Origin of the sequence: Microbacterium oleivorans (assembly GCF_023715745.1) — a bacterium.
In the GTDB taxonomy this organism is placed as follows: Bacteria; Actinomycetota; Actinomycetes; order Actinomycetales; family Microbacteriaceae; genus Microbacterium; species Microbacterium oleivorans_D.
In genome coordinates this window covers 474,993-499,049 of the sequence record NZ_JAMBOV010000003.1, presented here as the reverse complement: position 1 = coordinate 499,049, position 24,057 = coordinate 474,993, and the positions used below count along the sequence as shown (strand labels likewise).

Here is a 24,057-nt window from a genome sequence, read left to right as displayed (position 1 = left end):
GACAGCATGACGACCGACTCTTCGTCGCCGACGCTCGGCAGCGACGCGCGTTCCCGACCCCGACGCGGGCCCTGGCCCTTCATCCGGGACGTCCTCGTGATCCTGCTGGTCGCAGTGCTGGTGTCGTTCCTCGTGAAGACATTCCTCGTGAGGTCCTTCTACATCCCGTCGGGATCGATGGAGCGCACGCTGCTGGAGGGCGATCGGATCCTGGTCGACGAGCTGACTCCGCGCTTCAACGGTTACGAGCGAGGTGACGTCGTCGTGTTCCGGGATCCGGGTGGCTGGCTTCCGACCACGTATGAGCCGCCGCAGCCTCCTCTGACGGCGGCCCTCGATTGGCTGGGGTCGCTCGTCGGACTCACGGCGTCGGACAGCGACGATCACCTCATCAAACGCATCATCGGCCTGCCGGGTGACCACGTCGTCTGCTGCAACGCGCTCGGGCAGGTGACGGTGAACGACGTGCCGATCGACGAGACCCCCTATCTGGACCTGGGACCCTCCCAGTCGGCGCCCGACGAGTTCGATTACGACGTCACGGTTCCCGACGGGTCGATCTGGGTGCTCGGCGACAATCGGGACAATTCGCAGGACTCGCGCTATCAGCAGGAGCAGCCCGGTCACGGTTTCGTGCCCACGGACAACATCGTCGGGCGCGCCTTCCTCATCACCTGGCCGTTCGATCGGTTCGGTGTGATCGACTCGCATCACGACGTCTTCCGCGGGGTGCCGGCGCCGTGATGGCGGTGGTCGCTCCGACGCTCTCCGTCGAGCGGAGGCTGCTCCGCGAGCACCCCCTGATCATCGCGTGCGACGAGGTCGGGCGGGGATCTCTGGCCGGCCCCGTCGCCGTCGGCGCGGTGGCAGCGGATGCCGCCTTCAGCCGGCGTCGCGTGCCCGAGGGCCTGCGGGACTCCAAGCTGATCGTCGAACCGCGCCGTGCGGGGATCGCCGAACGCGCCCGCGCGTGGGTCCCGGCACACGCTGTGGGGTGGGCATCAGCGGCCGAGATCGATCAGGTGGGGATCATGCGGGCCCTGGGTCTGGCCGCGGCTCGCGCCATCGAGGGCCTCCGCACACAGGGCATCGACATCTCCGACGCGCTCGTCGTCCTGGACGGCAATCACGACTACATCACCCCGGTCGCGCCCGTCGGCCGCGGAGTGCTCCCGATCATCAAAGCCGACCGGGACTGCGCGTCGGCGTCGGCAGCATCCGTCATCGCGAAAGTCGCGCGAGACGAGCACATGACCACCCTGGACGCGGAGGCCCCGATCTACGGATGGGTCCGGAACAAGGGGTACGCGAGCGCGGAGCATCGGGTGGCGATCGAGGAGCACGGTCTCAGCGGGCATCATCGTGCGTCGTGGGCGATCGCCGCTGCGCCCACCCTCTTCTAGGTCCGAGGGCGGCAGCTGCCCGCCTAGGATGGAGTCACCATGGATGACGAAGTCTTCGAGGACTACGACCGCGAACTCGAGCTGGCCCTGTACAAGGAGTACCGCGATGTCGTCGGCCAGTTCCAGTACGTGATCGAGACGGAGCGTCGGTTCTACCTCGCCAACGAGGTGAACGTCGTACGTCGGGACACCGAGCACGACTTCTACTTCGAGATCTCGATGAACGACGTCTGGGTGTGGGACATCTACCGCGCAGACCGCTTCGTGAAGTCGGTCCGTGTGCTCACGTTCAAGGACGTCAACGTGGAGGAGCTGCAGCGACGCGACTTCCAGTTGCCGGAAGAGCTCTCGCTCGACGGCTGAGCCTTCTCCCCAGACCGCGGCAGCTGCCTCTTCTCCACGGGACGCCGCTCGCGCGGGTGCTGAACCGCACGCGCCTCGGACAGTGGGTCCATGGCAGCGAAAGACGACCTCGGCCGCGCCGGTGAGGAGCGTGCCGAGAGGCATCTCCGACACAGCGGCTATCGCATCCTCGACCGGAACTGGCGTACGCACAGCGGTGAGATCGACATCGTCGCCGCGCGAGGCGACGAGCTGGTGGTCGTGGAGGTCAAGACCCGCCGAGGAGAGTGGTTCGGGCATCCGTTCTCCGCGGTCCACGCGCGCAAGCGCGACCGGCTGTGGCGATTGGCCGCAGCCTGGATCGTCGCTCATCCGGACGCCGCGCGCGGCCGTCGCCTTCGGCTCGACGTCATCGGGATCACGGGCGCGGACCCCGACACCGCGGTGCTCGAGCACCTCGAGGATCTGCGATGAGCCTCGGCCGCACATGGTCCGTCGTCCTCACCGGACTGGTGGGCGACATCGTCGAGGTGGAGGCCGACCTGTCCAACCAGATCCCCGGGTTCTCGATCATCGGGCTCGCCGACAAGGCGATCGGTGAGGCGCAGCAGCGTGTCCACAACGCCTGCGCCAACAGCGACCTTCCCCTGCCGCGCCGCCATGTGACGGTCAATCTCTCCCCGGCGAACCTCCCCAAGCGCGGTTCGGCTCTGGATGTCGCCGTGGCCATCGCAGCTGTCGCGACGGAGGCTCCTCTGGACCGGCAGTCGCTGGCGGAGACGGTGCACCTGGGGGAGCTGGGGCTGGACGGCAGGCTGCGTCCGGTCGTCGGCGTGCTGCCGGCCGTCGTCGCGGCGGCTCGGGCGGGCTTCCGCCGGGTCATCGTGCCCCACGGGAACCTCCCCGAAGCCGAGCTGGTCGAGGGCATCGAGGTGAGAGGTGCGATCAGTCTGCGCGATGTCGCCCGCGCGCATGGGCTCGATGTCCCGGACGTCGTCACCGAGCCCGTCCCCGCGCCCGTGACCGGCTCGGGGGAGGCCGAGGACACGCCCGACCTGGCGGACGTGATCGGACAGAGCGACGCGGTGGAGGCGCTGATCGTCGCGGCGGCCGGCGGTCACCATCTCCTCATGAGCGGCCCACCTGGCGCGGGCAAGACGATGCTCGCCCGACGCCTTCCCGGGTTGCTTCCCGATCTGGACGACCCGACAGCGCTGCAGGTCGCGTCGATCCGATCATTGGCCGGCCTCCCGGTGACGACGCTCCAGCGGCGGCCGCCCTTCGAAGCGCCGCACCACACCGCCTCCGCAGTCGCCTTGGTCGGCGGTGGAAGCCGCGTCCTGCAGCCGGGCGCCATCGCTCGGGCGAGCGGCGGTGTCCTCTTCCTCGACGAGGCGGGAGAGTTCAGCGGGCATGCCCTCGACGCGCTGCGGCAGCCGCTCGAGTCGGGGCGGATCGAGATCCACCGGGTGGGGTTCCGCGCCGTCCTCCCGGCGCGCTTCCAGCTCGTCGTCGCGACCAACCCGTGTCCGTGCGGGAACTACGGCGTCCCCGGCGGCGCATGCGCCTGCCCGTCCCTCGCCATCCGCCGCTACCTCGGGCGGCTGTCGGGTCCGCTGATCGATCGCATCGACATCGAGCTCGGTCTGCAGCGCGTCTCGGCGACGCAGGGCGTGTTACCCGGGGTCACGAGTGCCGCGGCACGCGAGCGTGTCGCGGATGCGCGTGAACGAGCCCGGCGCAGGCTCACCGAGACTCCCTGGACCACGAACGGCGAGGTGGACGGATCGTGGCTGCGATCAGGGCCGCTCCGTCTCGAGCCCCAGACGACCCGACCGCTCGACGACGCGCTGCATCGCGGGGCGCTCACCCTCCGCGGATACGACCGGGTCCTCCGCGTCGCGTGGACGCTGGCCGATCTCGCGGCGAGGAATCGACCTGAGAGCGCCGACATCGGCGGAGCGTTGTTCCTCAAGCGCGGGACGTCGTCGTGCTGACGGTCGGCGTCGCGCGGCAACGGGAGCGGCTGGCGGGTCTCGTTCCCGATGACGTCCTGTCGGATGCGGATTCCCTCGCCGTGCATCACGCGCATGCGGTGTGGTCGTGTCTCACCGAGCCAGGGGACGGAGTGGCCGGCTCCCTCATCGCCGAACTCGGTCCCGTCCACGCGCTGGAGGTCGCCCGCGGGGCGGGAGGCAGCACATCGGCGGCACTCGAAGCGGGACGCAGAAGATGGCAGGCCAGGGCCGACACCATCGACGACGCCGTGGATCGCGCGAGGCGTGTGCAGGCGCGGCTGATCGTGCCCGGCACCAGCGAATGGCCGTCGACCGTCGACGGTCTCGGCGTCCATGGGCCGCGCGCGATCTGGACGCGGGGCGACCTCGACGCCCTCGGCGGTGGACGGCCGGCGGTCGCCCTGGTCGGGGCGCGAGCCTCCACGTCCTACGGGGAGCATGTCACCGCCGATCTGGCGACCCAGCTCGCTCGCACCGGCGTGACCATCGTCTCCGGCGGCGCGTACGGCATCGACGGAATCGCTCACCGCGCGTCCCTCTCTGCGGGCGGCGTGACCGTCGCGGTCCTCGCGGGAGGTGTCGATCGGGCCTACCCGGCGGGTCACGCGGAACTTCTCGCCAGGATCGCCCAGGGTCCCGGCGTCGTGGTCGCCGAAGTCCCCTGCGGGACCGCGCCGACGAAGTGGCGGTTCCTGCAGCGCAACCGTCTCATCGCGGCGCTGTCCGGCGCGACGGTGGTGGTCGAAGCAGGGTGGCGCAGCGGATCTCTCAACACCGCGGGACATGCGGCGGCGCTCGGGCGGCCCCTCGGTGCCGTCCCCGGTCCCGTCACGTGCGCCGCATCCGCCGGATGCCACCGGCTCCTGCGTGAGTACGACGCGCGGTGCGTCACTTCTGCCGATGAGGTGCGGGAGCTGCTGGGCGGTGAGGGGCCCGACTACCGGTCGACATCGGATCGTGTCGATGACACCACCCGGATCCTGGACGCCCTGAGTCCGCGCAGTCCGCGATCGGCGGACGACGTCGCGCGCCGCGCGGGGTTCGCCCCCGCCGAGGCCCGCGGGATGCTGGCGCTCCTCGAACTCGAGGGTCGCGCATACCGCGGACCGGACGGATGGCGACGCGGCTCGACGGCGCGCTGACCGGCGTCCGCCCCGTTCCTCCGCACGCCTCGGGGCCGGGCAGCCCCGCGAGGGGCATCCTTGACGCATGAGGATGTCCGACGCGGTGGAGCGCTACACCGAGCACGTGGCCAAAGTGCGCCGACTGTCACCCGCGACGGTGCGCGCGTACCGTGCCGACCTCTCCGACCTCGTCGCCTCGACGGCGGACCCCGATGTGGCGGAGGTGGACGTCGAGCATCTCCGCGAGTGGCTCTGGTCAGCCACGCAGCGCGGGATCTCCCGGGCGAGCCTCGCACGCCGCACCGCGTCGGTGCGCGGCTTCTTCGGCTGGTCATCCGTGGAAGGTCTTCGCACGGACGACCCCACGCTCCGGCTCGTGACGCCCAAACGCGGCCGGACACTCCCGACCATCGCGGCTGCGCCGGCTCTCGGCACTGTTCTCGACGCCCGACGGACCGACGCCGATGACACCGGGGATCCGATCGCGCTCCGCGACGCCGCCCTGCTCGAGCTGCTCTACGGCGCCGCGCTGCGCGTCTCCGAGGCGTGTGGACTCGACGTCGACTCCCTCGATCGGACGACGGCGACCGTGCGCGTCTTCGGGAAGGGGGCGAAGGAACGCGTGGTGCCCTACGGCGCGCCTGCTGCGCAGGCGGTGGACGCCTGGGTGGTCCGCGGCCGGCCGGCCCTGCTGCGCGGAGGCGACACGTCGGCGCTGTTCCTCGGCGCCCGCGGGGGGCGCCTCGGCGTCCGAACGGCGTACGACATCGTTCGACGGGCCATCGGCCCGGTGATCGGAACGGATGCCGTCGGTCCCCACGCCCTCCGCCATTCCGCGGCGACGCACCTGCTCGACGGGGGAGCCGACCTCCGTGCCGTGCAGGAGATGCTCGGCCACGCGAGCCTCGGGACGACGCAGATCTACACGCACGTCTCCACGGAGCGCCTCACCGCCGCCTACCGACTGGCCCACCCCCGGGCCTGAGCTTCGGGGACATCAGCAGCAGGGCAACAGGACCGCCCGCGGAACCCGGCCGAGAAGCAGCAGCGGGTTGACGTACTCGCCGTTCAGCCTCACTCCGACGTGCAGTGTCCCCGGCGTCGCGTGCCCTCCCGTGGCGAGAGAGCCGACTTCCTCTCCCGCTTGCACGACATCGCCGACGGCGATCGACGCCATGACCGGCTCGACGCTCGTCACCCAGCCGGCACCGTGGTCGATCGTGACGACACCGCGATCGACGACGGTGCCTGCGAAGGTGACGACCCCGGCTGCAGGCGCGAGGACGACGCCGTCGACGGGTCCGACGTCGATGCCGCGGTGCCCGGCGGCGTAGTCGTGCGCCGGCGCCTCGAAAGGGGCGATCACGTTCGCCCCTGCCGCGGGAAGACGCCACTCCGGGCGACCGTCCGTCGCCGCATCGACGCGGACCGGTGTCAGCGAGATCACCGTCATCACGGCGGCGACGGTCAGCATCATCCGGCGAGACCAGGTCATGGCGCCATCATGATCCGCGGTGACGCGGAGAGGTGGGCGTGCAGAACGGGTGGGGATATATCCGGGGCGGAGACGGCGGGGGAGGAAGCCGCGTTGTTGCTATGCTGGTGGAGCACCCCGCTCGTCGGGGTGACTACGCGTGCCCACAGCGGCTCGGTCCGACACCGTCGATCGACATCGCGGCATCCCACCCAACGGTCTCCTCCGGGAGCGGGTGCGTGCCGGGCGCCAGGCTCGCCGCGACCATCCGTCCGGCGCGATCAACCACAACGAACAGGAGAACGGCCATGGCCGTCGTCACCATTCGCCAGCTGCTCGACAGCGGCGTTCACTTCGGACACCAGACCCGCCGGTGGAACCCGAAGGTCAAGCGCTTCATCCTCACCGAGCGCAGCGGCATCCACATCATCGACCTGCAGCAGTCGCTCGGGTACATCGACAAGGCGTACGAGTACGTGCGTGAGACGGTCGCCCACGGCGGCACGATCCTCTTCGTCGGCACCAAGAAGCAGGCGCAGGAGATCATCGCCGAGCAGGCCACCCGTGTCGGTCAGCCCTTCGTCAACCAGCGCTGGCTGGGTGGCCTCCTCACCAACTTCTCGACGGTCTCCAAGCGCCTCGCGCGCATGAAGGAGCTCGAGGAGCTCGACTTCGAGAACCCGGCCGAGAGCGGCTTCACCAAGAAGGAGCTCCTCCTCAAGAAGCGCGAGCTCGACAAGCTGCACAAGTCGCTCGGCGGTATCCGCAACCTGCAGAAGACGCCGTCGGCCATCTGGGTCGTCGACGCCAAGCGCGAGCACCTCGCCATCGACGAGGCCAAGAAGCTCGGCATCCCCGTCATCGGCATCCTCGACACGAACGCCGACCCCGACGAGTTCCAGTTCCCGATCCCGGGCAACGACGACGCGATCCGCTCGGTCAGCCTGCTGACGCGCATCATCGCCGACGCCGCCGCCGAGGGTCTCATCCAGCGTCACAACCCGACCGACGAGTCGGCCGAGGCCGAGCCGCTGGCCGACTGGGAGCGCGAGCTGCTCGAGTCCGCCCCGGCCGAGCAGGCTGAGGCTCCGGCCGAGGCCCCCGCGGCCGAGGAGACCGCCGAGGCTCCCGCCGCTGAGGAGACCACCGAGGCGAAGTCCGCCGAGTGATCGTCCCGCCTGAGCCCCGCCACCCGCGGGGCTCAGGCGACTCGAAACACACCCCCAACTACTGAGGAGCCGCCACCCATGGCAAACTTCACCATCGCCGACATCAAGGCGCTGCGCGAGCAGCTCGGCACGGGAATGGTCGACACGAAGAAGGCGCTCGAGGAGGCCGACGGCGACCTCGAGAAGGCCGTCGAGATCCTCCGTCTCAAGGGCGCGAAGGGCAACGCGAAGCGTGCCGACCGCTCGACGAGCGAGGGCCTCGTCGCCGCGAAGGAGCAGGACGGCAAGGTCACGCTCATCGAGCTGAACACCGAGACCGACTTCGTCGCCAAGAACGACCGGTTCATCGCCCTGTCCGAGAAGGTCCTCGACGCGGCCGCTGCCGCAGGCGCCGATTCCGCCGAGGAGGCTCTCGCGGCCGACGCCGGTGGCAAGAGCGTCGCCGACCTCATCTCGGACGAGGCCGCGATCATCGGCGAGAAGGTCGAGCTGCGCCGCGTGCGCACGCTCTCCGGCGACGCCTTCCAGGTCTACCTCCACAAGACCAGCAAGGACCTGCCGCCGCAGGTCGGCGTGGTCGTCGGCTATTCGGGCGACGACGCCGAGACCGCTCGTTCGATCGCGCAGCACATCTCGTTCGCGAACCCGACGTACCTGTCGCGCGACGAGGTGCCCGAGGCGGATGTCGAGAAGGAGCGCGAGATCGTCACGGAGATCTCCCGGAACGAGGGCAAGCCCGAGGCTGCCCTCCCGAAGATCGTCGAGGGTCGCGTGAACGCGTTCTTCAAGCAGGTCGCCCTGCTCGACCAGGATTACGCCAAGGACAACAAGCTGTCCGTCGCGAAGGTCGCGTCCGACGCCGGGATCACGGTCACCGGCTTCGCCCGCTTCAAGGTCGGCGCGTAAGCACATGAGAGAGGGGTTCGCATCACACGATGCGAACCCCTTTTCCATGCCGTTCGATAGTCTCCCCTAGACGAGAGGAATCCCGCGTGATCGACGAGAACACCGGACGCCGCCGCGTCCTCCTGAAACTGTCCGGCGAGGCGTTCGGCGCAGGTCAGCTGGGCGTCAATCCCGATGTCGTCAGCCAGATCGCCCAGGAGATCGCCGCGGCCGTGGACCGGGTCGAGGTCGCCGTCGTCGTCGGCGGTGGCAACTTCTTCCGGGGCGCCGAACTGAGCCAGCGCGGCATGGACCGCGGACGCGCCGACTACATGGGCATGCTCGGCACCGTCATGAACGCCCTCGCCCTCCAGGACTTCCTCGAGCAGGCCGGGGCTGCCACCCGCGTGCAGTCCGCGATCTCCATGACCCAGGTCGCTGAGCCGTACATCCCGCGTCGAGCGGAGCGTCACCTCGAGAAGGGACGCGTCGTGATCTTCGGTGCCGGCGCCGGTCTGCCGTACTTCTCGACCGACACGGTGGCTGCGCAGCGCGCGCTCGAGATCGGTGCGGTCGAGGTCCTCGTGGCCAAGAACGGGGTGGACGGTGTGTACACGGCCGACCCGAGGACGGATGCCTCCGCAGAGAAGCTCGACACGATCACCTATCGGGACGCGCTGCAGCGCGGTTTGAAGGTCGTCGATTCGACGGCGTTCAGCCTGTGCATGGACAACGGCATGGGTATGCGGGTGTTCGGCATGGAGCCCGGTGGCAACGTGACCCGCGCGCTCCTCGGAGAATCGATCGGCACCCTCGTCAGCGTCTGAGGCAGGGGGCGCCGCCGACTAGACTGGATCGGACGTACCGACGAATGGAGAGACCGTGATCGCCGACATCCTGGCCGACACGAAGACCCGTATGGACCGCGCCGTCGAGGCCGCCAAGGAGGACTTCTCGACCGTCCGCACCGGACGGGCGAACCCGCAGCTCTTCCAGAAGGTCCAGGTCGAGTACTACGGCACGCCCACCCCGCTCGCACAGCTCGCCTCGCTCAACGCGCCGGAGGCGCGCACGCTGGTCATCACGCCGTACGACAAGTCGGCGCTGAAGGCGATCGAGCAGGCGGTGCGGGACATGCCGAACCTCGGCGCGAATCCCACGAACGACGGGAACATCGTCCGCGTGACGATGCCCGAGCTCACCGCCGACCGCCGCAAGGAGTACGTCAAGCTCGTCAAGAGCAAGGCGGAGGACGCGAAGGTGCACGTCCGCGGCATCCGTCGTAAGTCGAAGGACGAGCTCGACGCACTCAAGGGCGAGGTGAGCGATGACGACCTCGCTCGGGCCGAGAAGGAGCTCGACGCGGTGACCAAGACGCACGTCGAGCTGATCGACGACGCGTTGAAGCGCAAAGAGGCAGAACTCCTCGAGGTCTGACAGCGCCATGTCCGAAGACGCATCGGGGAGCGCGGTCGGACCGGATACGCCCCCGAGCCGATCCGATCTGAGGCGTGGGAGCCAGGTCTCGGGCGACCCGTCCTCATTCCAGTCCCATGTGAGAGCTGCGCGGAGCGAGTTCGAGAGTCAGATCGAGCGCGCCCGGGTCGAGTTCGAGGAGGCCAACGACCGCATCAATGCGCGGTCGGGCCGCAACCTCATCATGGCGACACTCATCGGCCTCGGCATCGGCGCTATCGTGCTCGGTTCGCTCCTGTTCTGGAAGTGGGCGTTCATCGCGTTCGCGGTGCCGTTGTGTCTTCTCGGCGCCTTCGAGTTCACCCGCGCGCTGCAGGCGTCGGGTCGCAGAGTCGATCTCGCGCCGCAGCTCGTCGGCGGTGCGCTGGTCCTCAGTGCCGCGTTCGTCGGATACCTGACCCAGTGGTTCGTGCTTTTTGCCGCCGTGGTCCTCGTCGTGGTGTGGCGTCTCATCGCCCAGATGGCCGCCGGAGACGGCCGCCGCTACGGCGACGTCGTCACCGACGTCCTGGCGAGCGGACTCGTCCAGGTCTACGTCGTCTTCCACGGGAGTCTCGCCCTGGTCATCCTGCGCCAGGACCACGGTGAGCTGTGGTTGCTCGCCGTCCTGATCATCGCCGTCTCGGTGGACACCGGCGCTTACGCCAGCGGGGTCGCCTTCGGTCGGCATCCGATGGCGCCGCGCATCAGCCCCAACAAGACCTGGGAGGGTTTCGCCGGGGCCGTCGTCGTCAGCCTCGTCGCCGGTGGTCTGCTCGGCGTCCTCATGCTGCAGATCCCGCTGTGGGCGGGTCTGGTGCTGGGCCTCGCGATCCTCGTCTCGGCGACCGTGGGCGATCTCGGCGAGTCCCTCATCAAGCGCGATCTCGGAATCAAGGACATGAGCTCCTTCCTGCCCGGTCATGGGGGAGTGCTCGACCGCCTCGACTCGATCCTCCCCTCGCTCGTCCCGGGTCTGGCCCTGTACATCCTCCTGACCCCCTTGAGCGGACTGGCATGACCGACCTGACCTCACCCGCCGCCTTCCCGAGGACCGCCGGACGACGCAAGGGGTATGCTCCCCGTGCGGTCGACGACTTCCTCGCATCGGCCCGGACGGCTTTCGAGTCCGACGATGCGTCGCTCACTTCGGGCGATGTCCGCGCCGTCGCGTTCCCCCTCGTGAGGGACGGTTACGCGATCGAGGCGGTCGATGCCGCCCTAGCGCGGATCGAGGACGCGTTCGCGCAGCGCGAGCGAGTGGCGGCCATGACGCAGCGCGGCGCTCGCGCGTGGGTGGGCGCGTCCCGGGCGCTGGCGCAGGAGATCCTCGATCGCCTGTCCCGGAAGCCGCGTCACCGTTTCCGTCGGGTCTCGCCGCTCCGCTTCGGTTATCGCGTCGACGAGGTCGACCTGGTCGCGGGCAGGATCGCCCGCTACCTCGAATCGGGGGAGGGCCTCACGATCGAGCAGGTCCGTTCCGTTGCGTTCCGCATGCAGCTCCGCGGATACGACGAGGCGCAGGTGGACGCCGTCCTCGACGCCGTCGTCGACGTCATGCAGTCCGTCGGATGACGGCGTGGCGAGTGTTTCGCGACGTCGATATGATCGGGACACTGTGACCACCGGCAACGAGATCCTTCCATCGCGCGCCGGCGTCGCGACGCGATCCGTCCGACGCTCCCGGCGGTCGGCCCGTGCCGCCCGATGGTCCCGCCGCCGCGGCGTGCTGGCCGCGTTCTCGGTGCTGGCCACCGCGGGTTTCGTCGGTGCGACCTTGGTGCCGCTCGTCTCCTTCCCGAACCCTGCCGAGGCGACCGAACTCGACCCGCTGTCCCTGTACGCGTCGGCCGTGCAGGATGCGCAGCGGTATCAGGCGGGTGACGCACCAGCCGTCGAGTTGGAGCGCGCGAGCGAGTACACGGTCTACGTCACCCCGACTCCCACCCCCACGCCGACGCAGAGTCGGTCGTCGGCCTCGACGCGTTCCTCATCCTGGTCGCCGCCGTTCGTGTCCCCGAACCCCGGGAGCGCGCAGGCCATCGCGTACGACATGGTGACGGCCCGGGGCTGGGGAGATTCCGAGTTCGCGTGCCTCGTCGCACTGTGGAAGAAGGAATCCGGCTGGCGAGTGAATGCCTACAACGCCTCGAGCGGTGCGTACGGCATCCCGCAGGCTCTGCCTGGACGCAAGATGTCCTCGGTCGGTTCGGACTGGGAGACGAATGCCGCCACGCAGATCACGTGGGGCCTGGGGTACATCCAGGGTCGCTACGGGACTCCCTGCGGTGCGTGGGGGAAGTCGCAGCGTTCGGGCTGGTACTGACTCGTGCCGCGGTCCAACCGGCGCAAGCCCAGCGCCCCTGACGCCTCCTTCGACCGTCTGCTCGCCGGCTGGAAGCGCACCGAGCAACGGCGGGGCGTGGAATGGACGGTGCAGCCGGTGTCCGCGCAGCAAGCGCAGAAGGACTACGTCTGTCCGGGATGCGGTCGCACGGTTCCGGCCGGCACGGCCCACGTCGTCGTCTGGCGTGCCGACGGTGTGCTGGGGGATGCCGCCGATCTCGCCGCGCGGCGCCATTGGCACACCGCGTGCTGGCGGATCGCCTGATCAGAGTTCGTTCTGGCGGGGGATCAGCACCTGGCGATAGATGATCAGGACGCTCGCCGCGACCGGGATGGCGATGAGCGCTCCGAGCAGGCCGAGCAGTGACCCGCCGGCGAGCGCCGCGATGACGACGACCGCGCCGGGTACCGATACCGCACGGCTCATGATCCTCGGCGAGAGGAAGTAGGCCTCGAGCTGCATGTAGACGAGGTACCAGATGAGCGCGACGAGGGCCGTGAGCGGCGACGCCAGACCGAGACAGGCGAGCACGATGATGGCCGACCCCGTCAGGGTCCCCACGAGCGGTATCAGCGAGAAGAAGAACGCAATCACCGCCAGCACGGCGGGGAACGGCGCCTTGATGATGGTCAGGAAGATCGCGCTGAGGATGCCGTTGATCGCCCCGAGCACGACCTGGCCCATCACGTAATAGCCGACGGACGCCGTGATCTGCTCGGAGAGGTTGACGAACCGCTCCCGCTTGGAGGCCGGCGCGAGTTGATAGACCGAGCGCTTGAGGGAGCGCATCGAGGCGGTGAAGTAGATGGTCAGGATGAGCACGATGATCGTGCCCGTGGCCGTCGCCACGATGCCTGCGCCGAAGGACAGCAGGCCCGTGCCCAGCGAGGCGCCGATGTCCGCGAAGTCGAGTCCGTTCCACCAGTCGTTGACGTAGCCGAGCACCATGTCGACCTGCAGGAGCGGGAAGGTGTGCGACAACCAGTCGCGCGCGACGGTCACCGGATTCCATTCCTGGTCGATGGCGCTCTCCACCAATTTCTGGATCTGCTGGACGAGCTTCGCGATCTGATCGACGAGGACGGGTACGACGATGAGCACGAGTGCCGTCGCCACGGCCAGCAGGGCCGCGAACGTCGCCAGCAGAGCGCCCCAGCGCGGTAGCCCGCGTCGCTCGAAGAAGGAGACGACCGGATCGAGGCCCAGGGCCAGGAACAGCGCCGTGCCGATGTAGAGGAGCACGGTCGAAAGGGTCTGCACACCGGTGAGGATGAGGATGCCGACACCCACGCCGAGCGTGGCGATCAGCGCAGTGCGGAACGGATGCTGGATCTTCACGATGCCCTTTCCCAGGTCTGCACTCACCCTAGTTCGCGGACGGTGCTCGATGCGGGAGCGACGCCCTCCCACGCGTTTGCCAGCACCGTTCGCTAGGCTGGAATGTCGAATGATCGGCCGCGCACCCCGATGCCGGCTGGAGGAGGGCGACGGTTCGTGAGATTCGTGTGGGCGATCATCGCCTTCGTACTTGCCACGCTGATGATCGGTGCAGGCGTCGCCCAGCGCACGATCCTCGAGGCACCCGCGACGGAGACGACGACGATCACCACGGATGCCGACGCTCCCTTCGTCCTCATCGACGGCGCTGTCCTCGCGAGCCGCGCGGGCGCGCAGACGCTCCGGGTCGACGGCGACGGACCGGTCTTCGCCGCCTACGCCAGGACGCAGGACGTCACGGCGTGGCTGGCCCCCACCGAGTACGTCCACGTGACGCTGGGCGCGGAGGGGCAGGCGGTCTCCGAGGACGTGGCGGCGACCGCGCCCGTCGAGGACGGCTCGCCGACGGCAGCTCCCGCCGGCTCCGATCTCTGGCTGGACGAGTTCGAGCAGGACGGCTCCCTCGCCACGACGCTTCGTCTGCCGGATGACATGAGCGTGCTGGTCGCCTCCGACGGGACGTCAGCCGCTCCCGCGGCGATGAGCATCACCTGGCCCACCGGGGTCACGACGCCGTGGGCGGGGCCGCTCTTGGCGGGCGGCATCCTCATGGCGGTCGTCGGCCTCGTGCTGTACGTCCTCGCGCTGCGTCACGTTCGTCGCTCCCGGGGTCCGCGGCGGAAGGGCCTTCCGATCACGGCCACGCAGCCGATCGACCTGTCGGTCGAGGAAGCGGACAAGGGCGTGATCGCCGCAGCTCCGGCCCGTCGCCGTCTCGGACGCGGTCGGCGGTCCCTGGTGGCGATCTCCGCGCTCCTGGTCGGAGGGATCGCCCTGACCGGATGCTCGCCGGACGCGTGGCCGGACCTTCAGCCCGACGCGACCCCGTCGCCCACGGCATCCGTCATCGTCCCGGAAGGGCAGGGCGCACCCGCGGTCACGAAGACGCAGGCCGAGCGGATCCTCGGCAGGATCGCCGAGCAGGTCGCCGCCGCGGATGAGGCGAAGGACCCGAAGGCGGCGGCGGAACGCCTCACGGGGCCGGCGCTTGTGGAGCGGGAGACCAACTACCGGCTTCGCACCGAGCTCCCCGACGCGGACGCGCTGCCGGCCATCCCGGCCGGGAAGATGACGGCGCTCCTGCCGCAGGCGAAGAACGATTGGCCGCGCATGTTCATGGCGGTCGTCGAGGACGCGGACGGCGTCGCCACGGTGGTGACCGCGACGCAGAGCGACCCGTGGGCCGAGTACAAGGTCGCCTACATCTCCAGCCTCCGCGCCGACGCCACGATGAACCTCGCCGCGGAGTACGTGGGCGCCGTCGCCGTCGAGCCCAATTCGCCCTTCCTCCTCATGCCCCCCGAGAATCTGGCCGCCGCTTACGCGGACGTCCTGGACAAGGGGGACAAGAGCGAGTACGCCGCCCTGTTCGACAAGGAGACGGACACGTTCCGTTCTCTCGTCGCCGAGAACCGCGCGGCGGTGCTCAAGAAGTTCAACGAGACGGGCGAGGAGACCGGCCGGGTGTCGTTCCTCGCCGAACCGGGCGACTCGGAGCCGTTGTCGCTCGTGACCCTCGACAGCGGCGCCATCGTCGCCGTCACTGTGACGGAGAACGAGACCGCCGTACCGACCAACGACGACGCCGTCATCAAACTGGGGGAGAACGTCGTTGTGAAGGCCCTGTCCGGCGTCTCGCAATCGAGCACCGGGTTCCAGACCCGCTACACCGATCAGCTGTACTTCTTCGTCCCCGCTCAAGGGTCCAACGACAAGATCCAGCTGCTCGCATCCCGTTCCAACGTCCTCGACGCCAAGGTGGTTGAAAAAGAGTGAGCACCCCCGCACCCGGAGCCGTCCTGCGCGGCGCCGTCGACCTCTCGTCCCTCCGCAACCGGCCGACCGCCCCGCCCGACGCAGGCGCACCCGCGGCCGGACAGCCCCCCGCATCCCGTCTGGTCTTCGACGTCACGGATGCTGATTTCGGACAGGTCCTCGAGCTCTCTCGGACCGTTCCCGTGGTCGTCGACCTGTGGGCGGAGTGGTGCGGTCCCTGCAAGCAGCTGAGCCCGATCCTCGAGAAGCTCGTCGACGAGCTCGGCGGACGCCTCGTGCTCGCCAAGGTGGACGTGGACGCGAACCCGCAGCTGGCTCAGAGCTTCCGCGCGCAGTCCATCCCGCTCGTCGTCGCGCTCGTCGCCGGGCAGCCCGTCCAGCTCTTCACGGGGGCGGTGCCCGAGGCTCAGGTTCGCGAGGTCTTCACGCAGCTGCTCCAGTTGGCCGCACAGCACGGCGTGACCGGTACGGTGCCCGTCGAGGGCGCCGAGACGGACGGCGAGGCGTCGGCTCCGGCCCTCCCGCCGCTGCACCAGGCTGCTTTCGACGCCATCGAAGCGGGCGATTACGACGCCGCCGCGCGTGCGTACGAGCAGGCGCTGAGCGAGAACCCCCGCGACGAGGACGCGAAGGCGGGCCTCGCGCAGGTGCACCTGCTCTCGCGTGTGCAGCACCTCGACCTCGCCGCGGCCAGGGCTGCGGCCGCGGCCGGCCCGCGGGACGTCGACGCACAGTTCGCCGTCGCCGATCTGGACCTCGCCGGAGGCCACGTCGACGACGCATTCGGCCGCCTGCTCGACCTCTTCGCGGCGCTTCCGTCGGAGGAGCGCGCCCCCGTCCGGGAACGACTCCTGGAGCTCTTCGGCGTCGTCGGGGACGCCGACCCGCGGGTCATCCGCGCCCGCGGCCGGCTCGCCAGCCTGCTGTTCTGACGCCCTTCCGGGTCCGGGCCGCAGCCCGGACCCGGAACGTCAGTCGCCGTGACGGTGGCGGAGCCAGAGCACGCCGAGCGGCGGCAGCACGAGGGTGGCGGTGCCGTCGGCATCCGTCGTCACCCCGCCGAAATTGCCGACACCGGACCCGCCGAACTCCTGCGCGTCGCTGTTGAGGATCTCCGCCCAGGCACCCGTCTCGGGCAGTGTCACCCGCACGTCGTGACGGGGAGCCCCCGCGAAGTTGCACAGGACGACGACGGTGCCGCCGTCGTGGTCGCGCCGTGCGAAGCCCAGGACGCTGCTGTCGGGCGTGTGCGGCCACACGCGGGAGAAGGCCGCCCCGTCACTGTCGCGCGACCACAGGGGGGCCTCATCCCGATACGTGTGGTTGAGCGCGGCGACGAAGTGCTGCAACTGCTGGTGAGCGGGCTGGTCCAGCATCCACCAGTCGAGGCCGCGACCCTCGGACCACTCCGACATCTGACCGAACTCCTGCCCCATGAACAGGAGCTGCTTGCCCGGGTGCCCCCACATGTACGCGAGGAACGCACGCATGTTGGCGAGCTGCTGCCAGTGATCGCCCGGCATCCGGGTGAACAGCGACCCCTTGCCGTGCACGACCTCGTCGTGGCTGATCGGCAGGACGAAGTTCTCACTGAACGCGTAGACGAACGAGAACGAGAGCTCGCCCTCGTGGTGCGACCGGTACAGCGGGTCGCGGCCCATGTAGACCAGGGAGTCGTTCATCCACCCCATGTTCCATTTGAACCCGAAGCCGAGCCCGCCCTGACTGGTCGAAGCGGTCACACCGGGGAAGCTCGTCGACTCCTCGGCGATCATCGCGATGCCGGGATGCCGCTTGTACGCGGTCGCGTTCACCTCCTGCAGGAAGCGGATCGCCTCCAGGTTCTCGCGGCCGCCGTGGATGTTGGGCTCCCACTGCCCCTCTTCGCGGGAGTAGTCCAGATAGAGCATCGAGGCCACGGCGTCGACCCGCAGACCGTCGACGTGGAATTCCTCGAACCAGTAGAGGGCGTTCGCGACGAGGAAGTTCCGGACCTCGTTGCGGCCGTAGTCGAAGATGTAGGTGCCCCAGTCGCGGTGCTCGCCGCGGCGGGGGTCCGGGTGCTCGTACAGCGGAGCCCCGTCGAACCGGGCGAGGGCGAACTCGTCCTTGGGGAAGTGCCCAGGGACCCAGTCCATGATGACGCCGATGCCGGCCTGGTGGAGGCGGTCGATGAGGTAGCGCAGGTCGTCGGGGGTGCCGAACCGGCTCGTCGGGGCGTAGTAGCCCGTGACCTGGTAGCCCCAGGACCCGCCGAAGGGGTGCTCGGCCAGGGGCAGGAACTCGACATGCGTGAAGCCCTGAGCTCCGACGTACTCGACGAGCTCGTCGGCGGCCTCGCGATAGCCGAGACCGGGACGCCATGATCCCAGGTGCAGCTCGTACGTCGTCATCGGCTTGTCGTGCACGGAGCCCGACGCGCGGGCGGCGATCCACTCATCGTCGGACCACGTGTACTCGCTGTCGGTGACGACGGATGCCGTCGCCGGCGGCACTTCGGCACGACGGGCCATCGGGTCCGCCTTCATGACCCAGTGCCCTGCAGCCGTGAGGATCTCGAACTTGTAGGCCGAGCCCACACCGATGCCCGGGACGAAGAGTTCCCAGACGCCGCTGGAACCGAGCGAGCGCATGGCGTGCTGCGTCCCGTCCCAGCCGTTCAGATCCCCGACGACGCGGACGGCCCGGGCGTTGGGAGCCCACACGGCGAACGAGACGCCGCTGACGGCGTCGTAGTGGCGCACATGCGCGCCCAGGACCGTCCACAACTGCTCGTGACGACCTTCGCGGATGAGGTGCAGATCCACCTCGCCGAGTGTCGGCAGGTGACGGTAGGGGTCGTCGACGCGGTAGTCGGGGGCGCCTTCGTAGGTGGCGACGATGTCGTAGGCGGTCGGCTGCGCCGCAGCGGATCCCTCCCATACGCCCGCGTGGAGGTGCTCGAGCTCGACGCGCGTGCCGTCGGCGAGGACAGCGGTCACGGTCTGCGCGAAGGGGCGGCGTGCCCGGATCGCCCAGTGGTCGCCCTCGGCGTGCGGGCCGAGGATGTCGTGCGGCGCATGGTAGGCGCCGGCACCCACGGCATCCAGGATCGAGTCAGCGGGACGGGTCATGAGCGTGCCTTCACGTGGAGGATGTGGACAGGTTCGGCGAACGCGTCGAGTCGGACGTAGTTGTGTTCGTTCCACGTCCAGTGCGCCCCGGTGATGAGGTCCTCGACGTCGTAGTCGTGCCCGCGTGGCAGACCCCAGATCTGCGAGTCCACGTGGACGGTGGTCTCGCGCGTCGAGTGCGGGTCGACGTTCGCCACCACGATGATCGTGTCGGATGCGCCGGAGGCGGACAGCGCACCCGGGAGGTGCTTCACGTACGCGAGGATCGCGTCATCGTCGGCGCCCTGCAGGTGCAGTCCACGCAGCTGACGCAGCGCGGGGTGGGCCCGGCGGATCTCGTTCAGTCGCCGCAGGTAGGGCGCCAGCGAATCGCCCGCGGCCTCGGCCGCGGTCCAGTCGCGGAACTTGTACTCGTACTTCTCGTTGTCGATGTTCTCCTCGGAGCCGGGGCGGGCGACGTTCTCGTAGAGCTCGTAGCCCGCGTAGACCCCGTAGTTCGCCCCCGCTGTCGCCGCGAGAGCGGCGCGGATGCGGTACGCCGGGCGACCTCCGAACTGCAGGTACTCGGTGAGGATGTCGGGGGTGTTCACGAAGAGGTTCGGCCGCATGAAGTCGGCCGTCTCATCCGAGATGGACGCGAAGAACTCCTCGAGCTCGGTCTTCGTGTTGCGCCAGGTGAAGTAGGAGTAGCTCTGCTGGAAGCCGCTCTGCGCGAGCGCTCGCATCGGAATCGGGCGGGTGAAGGCCTCCGCCAGGAAGACCACGTCCGGGTGCTCCGCGTTCACTGTGCGGATGAGCCACTCCCAGAACTGCAGCGGTTTCGTGTGCGGGTTGTCGACGCGGAAGATGCGCACACCCTGACGGATCCAGTGCTGCACGATGCGCAGCACCTCCGCTCGAATGCCCACCGGGTCGTTGTCGAAGTTGATGGGATAGATGTCCTGGTACTTCTTCGGCGGGTTCTCCGCGAACGCGATCGACCCGTCGGGGAGGGTCGTGAACCACTCCGGGTGCTCGGTCACCCACGGGTGGTCGGGTGCGGCCTGAAGGGCGAGATCCAAGGCGATCTCGAGCCCGAGCCTGTTCGCGGCGTCCACGAACGCGCGGAAGTCCTCGAGCGTGCCGAGGTCGGGGTGGACGGTGTCGTGCCCGCCGTCGGCGGAACCGATGGCCCAGGGGGAGCCGGGGTCGCCCGGGCCCGCCTCGAGCGTGTTGTTCGGACCCTTGCGGTTGACCTCGCCGATCGGATGGATCGGCGGGAGGTAGACGACGTCGAACCCCATGTCGGCGACAGCCGGCAGCCTGTCGATCGCGGTGCGGAAGGTGCCGCTCCGCACGCCCCCGTCCGGGAGACGGACGGCACCCTCGGAACGCGGGAAGAACTCGTACCAGGCTCCGACGCCGGCACGTTCGCGCTCGACGAGCAGCGTGTTCTCCTCGTGCAGGGTGTGCAGGGACGTCGCCGGACGATCGGCGAAGGCACGGGCCAGTCCTGGATCGCGGACGACGATCAGTGCGGCGGCGTCGTCCACCGCGTCATCCCGCAGCGCCTGTGCAGCTGTCGTCAGCGCAGTGCGCTCGTCCGCAGGACGCGTCTTCTCGGCGGCGGCCCGCTCGAACAGTCGGGCGCCCATCTCGCGCATCAGGATCGGATCGACGCCGGCGGCGATCTTCAGCTCTGCGGCGTGCCGCCAGGTCGCGTAGTCGTCACCGAAGGTCTCGAAGCGGAACTTCCACGTGCCCTGCTCGAGGGGAGCGACCACGACACGCCACGTGTCGAACCCGTCGTCCAGGGGTGTCAACCGGTGGAGGGTGACGGCTCCCGACGGTGCGGTCAATCGCAGATGCACGCCGATGCGATCGTGCCCCTCGCGGAAGGCGGCGACCGTGAAGGGCACGGCCTCGCCCACGAAGGCGGTCGGGGCGAATCGCCCGCCGGGCACGCTCGGTCGATGGGAGGCGATCGGGATGCGGCCGTTGCGGATGCCGGCGTCCTTCCTGGACGCCTTCACCGGCCGGACCGGGATCTCTGCGGAGCTGCGGACGGAAGCGGGGGAGATCTGTGTGGCCACGTTCCGAACCTACCGGTGGCGGACGAGGCTCGAAACGGCCTGGATCACTCGGCCCGGAACAGGTACATTGACGGCCCCGTCGCCGTGAACCCGTCGCCGGGGGAGAGCGGGACGGCATCACTCTGCGGTCGCTCGTCGACGCTGGACCACAGCGGGACGAACCGGGTGATCCCCTCGAGCGACGGCAGGGTGATGTCCAGGTCGCTCTCACGGCCGTGGACGACCAGCAGGGTCCGGTTGGCCGCCTCGTTCTCCGGGGTCGAGCGGGCGTCGTACTGCAGTGTCCGGTGGGAAGGGTCGGTCCATTGCTCGACCGACATCGTGTGCCCGCCCTCGTCGTACCAGTCGATGACGGACGCCCCGGGGACCGTCTTCTCCGCGTGCGCGAATCGGACCGGTCGCAGCGCCGGGTTCTCGCGGCGGATGCGGGTGAGCACCTCGACGTGGGCACGGAGGTCCTCCTGCCAGGGCTGCAGCGACCAGTCGTACCAGGTGAGAGCCGAGTCGTGGCAGTACGCGTTGTTGTTGCCGTTCTGCGTGCGTCCCGTCTCGTCGCCGGCCGTCAGCATCGGGACACCCGCGGACAGCAGAAGGGTGCCGAGGAGGTTGCGCATGGCTCTCCGGCGCGCGGCGAGGACGCCCTCGTCGTCGGTGGGTCCCTCGAACCCGTGATTGAACGACCGATTGGTGTCGGCGCCGTCGCGCCCGTGCTCGCCGTTGGCGTCGTTGCGCTTCGAGTCGTACGACACCAGGTCGTGGAGTGTGAAGCCGTCGTGCGCCGTGACGAAGTTGACGCTCGCGAGGGGACCACGTTCCGAGCTGAAGGTGTTCGCCGAGCCGGCCAGTCGGGTCGCGAATCCGCCGATGCCGACGGGGGTGATGTCCGCGCGTCGGGAGTAGTCGATGTCGCTCAGCCAGAAATTGCGCACACGATCCCGGTAGCGGTCGTTCCACTCGCTCCACCCGGGCCCGAATCCGCCCGTCTGCCATCCGCCCATGCCCACGTCCCAGGGCTCGGCGATCATCTTGACGCCCTCGAGCGCCGGGTCCTCGATGATCGCCTGCAGGAGCGGATGCTCCGGCGTGAAGGTGTGCGCACGGTCCCGACCGAGGACGGGCGCCAGGTCGAACCGGAAGCCGTCGATCTGCACGTCGTTCGCCCAATAGCGCAGCGAATCCAGGACGAGTCGGGCCGCAGCATCCGTCGAGGTGTCGAGCGAGTTGCCGCAGCCGGTCACGTCGATGTAGGTGCCGTCCTGCGCCTGCCGGTAGTACGAGCGGTTGTCGAGGCCGCGGAAGCTCGACCGCGGCTCACCGAGACCCTGTTCCGAGGTGTGATTGAAGACGACGTCGAGGATGACCTCGATGCCGGCCGCGTGCAGCAGCTTCACCATCCCCTTGAGTTCGCGCAGGACGGAGGTCGGCCCCTCGGCCTGCGCCGTGGCCGTCGCGTACGCCGCGTGCGGCGCAAAGAAGCCGACCGAGTTGTAGCCCCAGTAGTTCGTCAAGCCCAGCTGCAGCAGGCGGGGCTCGCTCGCGAACGCATGGATGGGAAGCAGCTCGATCGCCGTGACTCCCAGGCTCCGGTAGTGCTCGATCATCGCCGGGTGCGCCACGCCCGCATACGTGCCGTGCAGCGCTGCGGGGACGCCCGGATGCCGCTTCGTCAGTCCTCTGACGTGCGCCTCGTACACGACGGTGCGATCGAGCGGGGTCGCCGGCGTGCGCACGTCCCCCCAGTCGAAGCACTCGTCGACCACGACCGAACGCCATGAATGGATGCCGGGGGAGGACAGCCCGCGCGCGTAGGGGTCGATGAGGAGCGTGGCCGGGTTGAAGGTCATCCCGGGTCCGTGCGGCCCGTCGACCCGCACGCTGTAGGTCACCCCCACCCGCAACGCGGGCGTCGTCGCCTCCCACACGCCCCCGCCCACGGCGGTCAGCGGAACGGTGTCGACGATCCAGTCGGGGTCGTCGTCGTCGAAGACGACGAGCTCGAGTTCCGTCGCGTGCTCCGACCAGACACGGAGCGTCCCGCCGCCGTCGTGCAGGCGCACGCCGAGGTCGTCGTACACGTCCGAGAGCAGCCCCGCGGTGGGGGTGTCGGACGCCGCGGTCGTCGGGCCGGCCGGAGCGGAGGTCATGCGTCCTACAGTAGTAACCAGGCGATGTAGGTCAGCGGCAGGCGGAGGGTGATGGCGGTCTATCTCGACCACGCGGCATCCACTCCGTTGCGGCCCGAGGCGCGCGACGCTTGGCTCGCTGCCTCCGAGGTCACCGGGAACGCGTCGTCGGTGCACGGCGCGGGCCAGGCGGCCAGACGGGTGCTCGAAGACGCGCGCGAACGGATCGCGGCCGTGCTCGGGTGCGACCCGATCGAGGTGGTGCTGACCTCGGGTGGCACGGAGTCGGTGAACCTCGCGCTCAAGGGGTCCTGGTGGGCGCGCGACCCGGAGCGGGCTGCGGTCGTCCTGCCCGACGGGGAGCATCACGCGACCCTCGACACGGTCGCGTGGCTGGCCTCTGCCCAGGGCGCAGAGGTGCGACCCGTGCCGATCGACGAGAGCGCGGCGATCGACGTCGCAGCGTTCGAGGCGGCACTGCCCGGCGCAGCCCTCGCGACGGCCCTCGTCGCGAACAACGAGGTCGGGACCGTATCGGACGTCACCGCCCTGAGCGCATCCGCCGCGGCCGCGGATGTCCCCCTGCATCTGGACGCGGTGGGCGCGATCGCCCATGTCGCGCTCGACTTCGCCACGCTGCGCGGGCCAGGTGCGGGCCGCGGCGGACTCATCGCGCTGAGTGTGGCGGGACACAAGGTCGGCGCACCGGTCGGTACCGGCGCCCTCGTGGTCTCCCGTCACGCCCGCATGGGCGCGGTCCTCCATGGCGGAGGGCAGCAGCGGGGACTCCGTTCGGGGACGCCGGACGTCGCGGGTGCCGCCGCGCTCGCCGTCGCGCTGGAACTGACCGCCGCGGAGCGGGATGCCGAGACGGTGCGACTGCATCTGCTGTCCGAACGTCTGCGGGCCGGTGTCCACGCCGTCGCGCCTCAGGTGCGTCTGCTCGGCTCGCCCGATCGGCGGCTGCCGGGTCACCTGCACCTCCTGTTCCCCGACGCGCTCGGCGAGACGCTCCTCTTCCTGCTCGACTCCGCCGGCGTGCAGGTCTCCACCGGATCGGCGTGTCAGGCGGGGGTCGCCGAGCCGAGCCACGTCGTGCTCGCCCTCGGCCGCACCGACCGGGAAGCGCGTTCGGTCCTGCGGGTCACCCTGGGGCGTCCCACGACGGACGCGGACGTCGATGCCTTCATCGCGGCACTCCCTGAGGCGTACCGTCGGGCGGCGGCATCCAGCGCCCGCGCGGCAGCACGCTCGTAGAC

At 69.6% G+C, this 24,057-nt stretch carries 23 protein-coding genes; 18 read left to right on the top strand and 5 right to left on the bottom strand.

The features are described from left to right. Positions 1 to 6 precede the first annotated feature (6 nt). From lepB to M3190_RS10350, 7 genes are all read left to right on the top strand, one after another. A complete protein-coding gene (lepB, locus tag M3190_RS10380) occupies positions 7 to 744 on the top strand; it encodes a signal peptidase I (protein ID WP_251581029.1) in 738 nt (245 codons plus the stop codon). Further along, a complete protein-coding gene (locus M3190_RS10375) occupies positions 744 to 1,403 on the top strand; it encodes a ribonuclease HII (protein WP_251581027.1) in 660 nt (219 codons plus the stop codon). The genes lepB and M3190_RS10375 overlap by 1 nt, the downstream gene beginning before the upstream one ends. Before the next feature lie 39 nt (positions 1,404 to 1,442). Continuing rightward, positions 1,443 to 1,766, top strand: coding sequence for a DUF2469 family protein (locus M3190_RS10370; protein ID WP_036309185.1), 324 nt, complete (start codon positions 1,443 to 1,445; stop codon positions 1,764 to 1,766). A 90-nt stretch (positions 1,767 to 1,856) separates the two neighbouring features. Then, positions 1,857 to 2,219, top strand: a complete 363-nt coding sequence (locus M3190_RS10365) for a YraN family protein (protein WP_251581025.1) — start codon at positions 1,857 to 1,859, stop codon at positions 2,217 to 2,219. Then, positions 2,216 to 3,742, top strand: a complete 1,527-nt coding sequence (locus M3190_RS10360; RefSeq protein ID WP_251581023.1) for a YifB family Mg chelatase-like AAA ATPase — start codon at positions 2,216 to 2,218, stop codon at positions 3,740 to 3,742. Before M3190_RS10365 ends, M3190_RS10360 begins: the two co-directional genes overlap by 4 nt. Continuing rightward, positions 3,736 to 4,905, top strand: coding sequence for a DNA-processing protein DprA (gene dprA / locus M3190_RS10355; RefSeq protein ID WP_251581021.1), 1,170 nt, complete (start codon positions 3,736 to 3,738; stop codon positions 4,903 to 4,905). The genes M3190_RS10360 and dprA overlap by 7 nt, the downstream gene beginning before the upstream one ends. Positions 4,906 to 4,972: 67 nt before the next feature. Beyond that, entirely contained in the window at positions 4,973 to 5,872 is a 900-nt protein-coding gene (locus tag M3190_RS10350; RefSeq protein WP_251581019.1) for a tyrosine recombinase, read from the top strand. 12 nt (positions 5,873 to 5,884) lie between these two features. Here M3190_RS10350 and M3190_RS10345 read toward each other — a convergent pair whose 3' ends face one another. Continuing rightward, positions 5,885 to 6,382: a murein hydrolase activator EnvC family protein gene (locus M3190_RS10345; RefSeq protein WP_251581017.1), complete on the bottom strand. Its 498-nt coding sequence runs from the start codon at positions 6,380 to 6,382 to the stop codon at positions 5,885 to 5,887. A gap of 287 nt (positions 6,383 to 6,669) precedes the next feature. Between M3190_RS10345 and rpsB the strand changes: the two genes are divergently transcribed. The 8 genes from rpsB (at position 6,670) to M3190_RS10305 (ending at position 12,481) form a co-directional block, all read left to right on the top strand. Continuing rightward, positions 6,670 to 7,530 carry a 30S ribosomal protein S2 gene (gene rpsB, locus M3190_RS10340; protein WP_251581015.1) on the top strand — a complete coding sequence of 287 codons (861 nt, stop codon included), beginning with the start codon at positions 6,670 to 6,672 and terminating at the stop codon, positions 7,528 to 7,530. A 78-nt stretch (positions 7,531 to 7,608) separates the two neighbouring features. Next, the gene (gene tsf / locus M3190_RS10335) at positions 7,609 to 8,436 is read left to right on the top strand and encodes a translation elongation factor Ts (RefSeq protein ID WP_251581012.1); all 828 of its coding nucleotides are present in this window, start codon (positions 7,609 to 7,611) and stop codon (positions 8,434 to 8,436) included. A gap of 86 nt (positions 8,437 to 8,522) precedes the next feature. Further along, positions 8,523 to 9,242, top strand: coding sequence for a UMP kinase (pyrH, locus tag M3190_RS10330; RefSeq protein WP_251581010.1), 720 nt, complete (start codon positions 8,523 to 8,525; stop codon positions 9,240 to 9,242). A gap of 55 nt (positions 9,243 to 9,297) precedes the next feature. Further along, positions 9,298 to 9,852, top strand: coding sequence for a ribosome recycling factor (frr, locus tag M3190_RS10325; RefSeq protein ID WP_251581008.1), 555 nt, complete (start codon positions 9,298 to 9,300; stop codon positions 9,850 to 9,852). A 118-nt stretch (positions 9,853 to 9,970) separates the two neighbouring features. Beyond that, a complete protein-coding gene (locus M3190_RS10320) occupies positions 9,971 to 10,891 on the top strand; it encodes a phosphatidate cytidylyltransferase (RefSeq protein ID WP_251581006.1) in 921 nt (306 codons plus the stop codon). Then, positions 10,888 to 11,445, top strand: coding sequence for a DivIVA domain-containing protein (locus tag M3190_RS10315; RefSeq protein WP_251581004.1), 558 nt, complete (start codon positions 10,888 to 10,890; stop codon positions 11,443 to 11,445). The genes M3190_RS10320 and M3190_RS10315 overlap by 4 nt, the downstream gene beginning before the upstream one ends. 43 nt (positions 11,446 to 11,488) lie before the next feature. Beyond that, positions 11,489 to 12,196, top strand: a complete 708-nt coding sequence (locus M3190_RS10310) for a lytic transglycosylase domain-containing protein (RefSeq protein WP_251581002.1) — start codon at positions 11,489 to 11,491, stop codon at positions 12,194 to 12,196. 3 nt (positions 12,197 to 12,199) lie between these two features. Next, positions 12,200 to 12,481 carry a hypothetical protein gene (locus M3190_RS10305; RefSeq protein WP_251581000.1) on the top strand — a complete coding sequence of 94 codons (282 nt, stop codon included), beginning with the start codon at positions 12,200 to 12,202 and terminating at the stop codon, positions 12,479 to 12,481. Here M3190_RS10305 and M3190_RS10300 read toward each other — a convergent pair whose 3' ends face one another. Next, positions 12,482 to 13,555: an AI-2E family transporter gene (locus M3190_RS10300; RefSeq protein WP_251581262.1), complete on the bottom strand. Its 1,074-nt coding sequence runs from the start codon at positions 13,553 to 13,555 to the stop codon at positions 12,482 to 12,484. Positions 13,556 to 13,711: 156 nt separating this feature from the next. On the opposite strand from M3190_RS10300, the gene M3190_RS10295 reads away from it, so the two are divergent. Both M3190_RS10295 and M3190_RS10290 read left to right on the top strand, forming a co-directional pair. After that, positions 13,712 to 15,490 (top strand): glycosyl transferase, encoded by a 1,779-nt coding sequence (locus tag M3190_RS10295; RefSeq protein WP_251580998.1) that lies wholly within the window; start codon positions 13,712 to 13,714, stop codon positions 15,488 to 15,490. Then, positions 15,487 to 16,422 carry a tetratricopeptide repeat protein gene (locus M3190_RS10290; RefSeq protein WP_251580996.1) on the top strand — a complete coding sequence of 312 codons (936 nt, stop codon included), beginning with the start codon at positions 15,487 to 15,489 and terminating at the stop codon, positions 16,420 to 16,422. The genes M3190_RS10295 and M3190_RS10290 overlap by 4 nt, the downstream gene beginning before the upstream one ends. Before the next feature lie 39 nt (positions 16,423 to 16,461). On the opposite strand, the gene glgB is transcribed toward M3190_RS10290, so the two are convergent. The 3 genes from glgB to glgX are packed head-to-tail and all read right to left on the bottom strand — an operon-like array spanning position 16,462 to position 22,819. Next, positions 16,462 to 18,603: a 1,4-alpha-glucan branching protein GlgB gene (gene glgB, locus M3190_RS10285; RefSeq protein ID WP_251580994.1), complete on the bottom strand. Its 2,142-nt coding sequence runs from the start codon at positions 18,601 to 18,603 to the stop codon at positions 16,462 to 16,464. Further along, positions 18,600 to 20,675: an alpha-1,4-glucan--maltose-1-phosphate maltosyltransferase gene (locus M3190_RS10280; protein WP_251580992.1), complete on the bottom strand. Its 2,076-nt coding sequence runs from the start codon at positions 20,673 to 20,675 to the stop codon at positions 18,600 to 18,602. The genes glgB and M3190_RS10280 overlap by 4 nt, the downstream gene beginning before the upstream one ends. A 44-nt stretch (positions 20,676 to 20,719) precedes the next feature. Next, a complete protein-coding gene (gene glgX, locus M3190_RS10275) occupies positions 20,720 to 22,819 on the bottom strand; it encodes a glycogen debranching protein GlgX (RefSeq protein WP_251580990.1) in 2,100 nt (699 codons plus the stop codon). Positions 22,820 to 22,870: 51 nt separating this feature from the next. On the opposite strand from glgX, the gene M3190_RS10270 reads away from it, so the two are divergent. Then, positions 22,871 to 24,055, top strand: a complete 1,185-nt coding sequence (locus M3190_RS10270) for a cysteine desulfurase family protein (protein ID WP_251580988.1) — start codon at positions 22,871 to 22,873, stop codon at positions 24,053 to 24,055. Positions 24,056 to 24,057 lie beyond the last annotated feature (2 nt).

What these genes read in the sequence shown, in the direction of transcription:
- M3190_RS10360 (WP_251581023.1), top strand. Translation starts at nt 2,216, where the DNA reads ATGAGCCTCGGCCGCACATGGTCCGTCGTCCTCACCGGACTGGTGGGC.
- lepB (WP_251581029.1), top strand. Translation starts at nt 7, where the DNA reads ATGACGACCGACTCTTCGTCGCCGACGCTCGGCAGCGACGCGCGTTCC.
- M3190_RS10345 (WP_251581017.1), bottom strand. Translation starts at nt 6,382, where the DNA reads ATGACCTGGTCTCGCCGGATGATGCTGACCGTCGCCGCCGTGATGACG.
- rpsB (WP_251581015.1), top strand. Translation starts at nt 6,670, where the DNA reads ATGGCCGTCGTCACCATTCGCCAGCTGCTCGACAGCGGCGTTCACTTC.
- M3190_RS10350 (WP_251581019.1), top strand. Translation starts at nt 4,973, where the DNA reads ATGAGGATGTCCGACGCGGTGGAGCGCTACACCGAGCACGTGGCCAAA.
- M3190_RS10365 (WP_251581025.1), top strand. Translation starts at nt 1,857, where the DNA reads ATGGCAGCGAAAGACGACCTCGGCCGCGCCGGTGAGGAGCGTGCCGAG.
- M3190_RS10370 (WP_036309185.1), top strand. Translation starts at nt 1,443, where the DNA reads ATGGATGACGAAGTCTTCGAGGACTACGACCGCGAACTCGAGCTGGCC.
- M3190_RS10315 (WP_251581004.1), top strand. Translation starts at nt 10,888, where the DNA reads ATGACCGACCTGACCTCACCCGCCGCCTTCCCGAGGACCGCCGGACGA.
- M3190_RS10375 (WP_251581027.1), top strand. Translation starts at nt 744, where the DNA reads ATGGCGGTGGTCGCTCCGACGCTCTCCGTCGAGCGGAGGCTGCTCCGC.
- glgB (WP_251580994.1), bottom strand. Translation starts at nt 18,603, where the DNA reads ATGACCCGTCCCGCTGACTCGATCCTGGATGCCGTGGGTGCCGGCGCC.
- tsf (WP_251581012.1), top strand. Translation starts at nt 7,609, where the DNA reads ATGGCAAACTTCACCATCGCCGACATCAAGGCGCTGCGCGAGCAGCTC.
- M3190_RS10270 (WP_251580988.1), top strand. Translation starts at nt 22,871, where the DNA reads ATGGCGGTCTATCTCGACCACGCGGCATCCACTCCGTTGCGGCCCGAG.
- glgX (WP_251580990.1), bottom strand. Translation starts at nt 22,819, where the DNA reads ATGACCTCCGCTCCGGCCGGCCCGACGACCGCGGCGTCCGACACCCCC.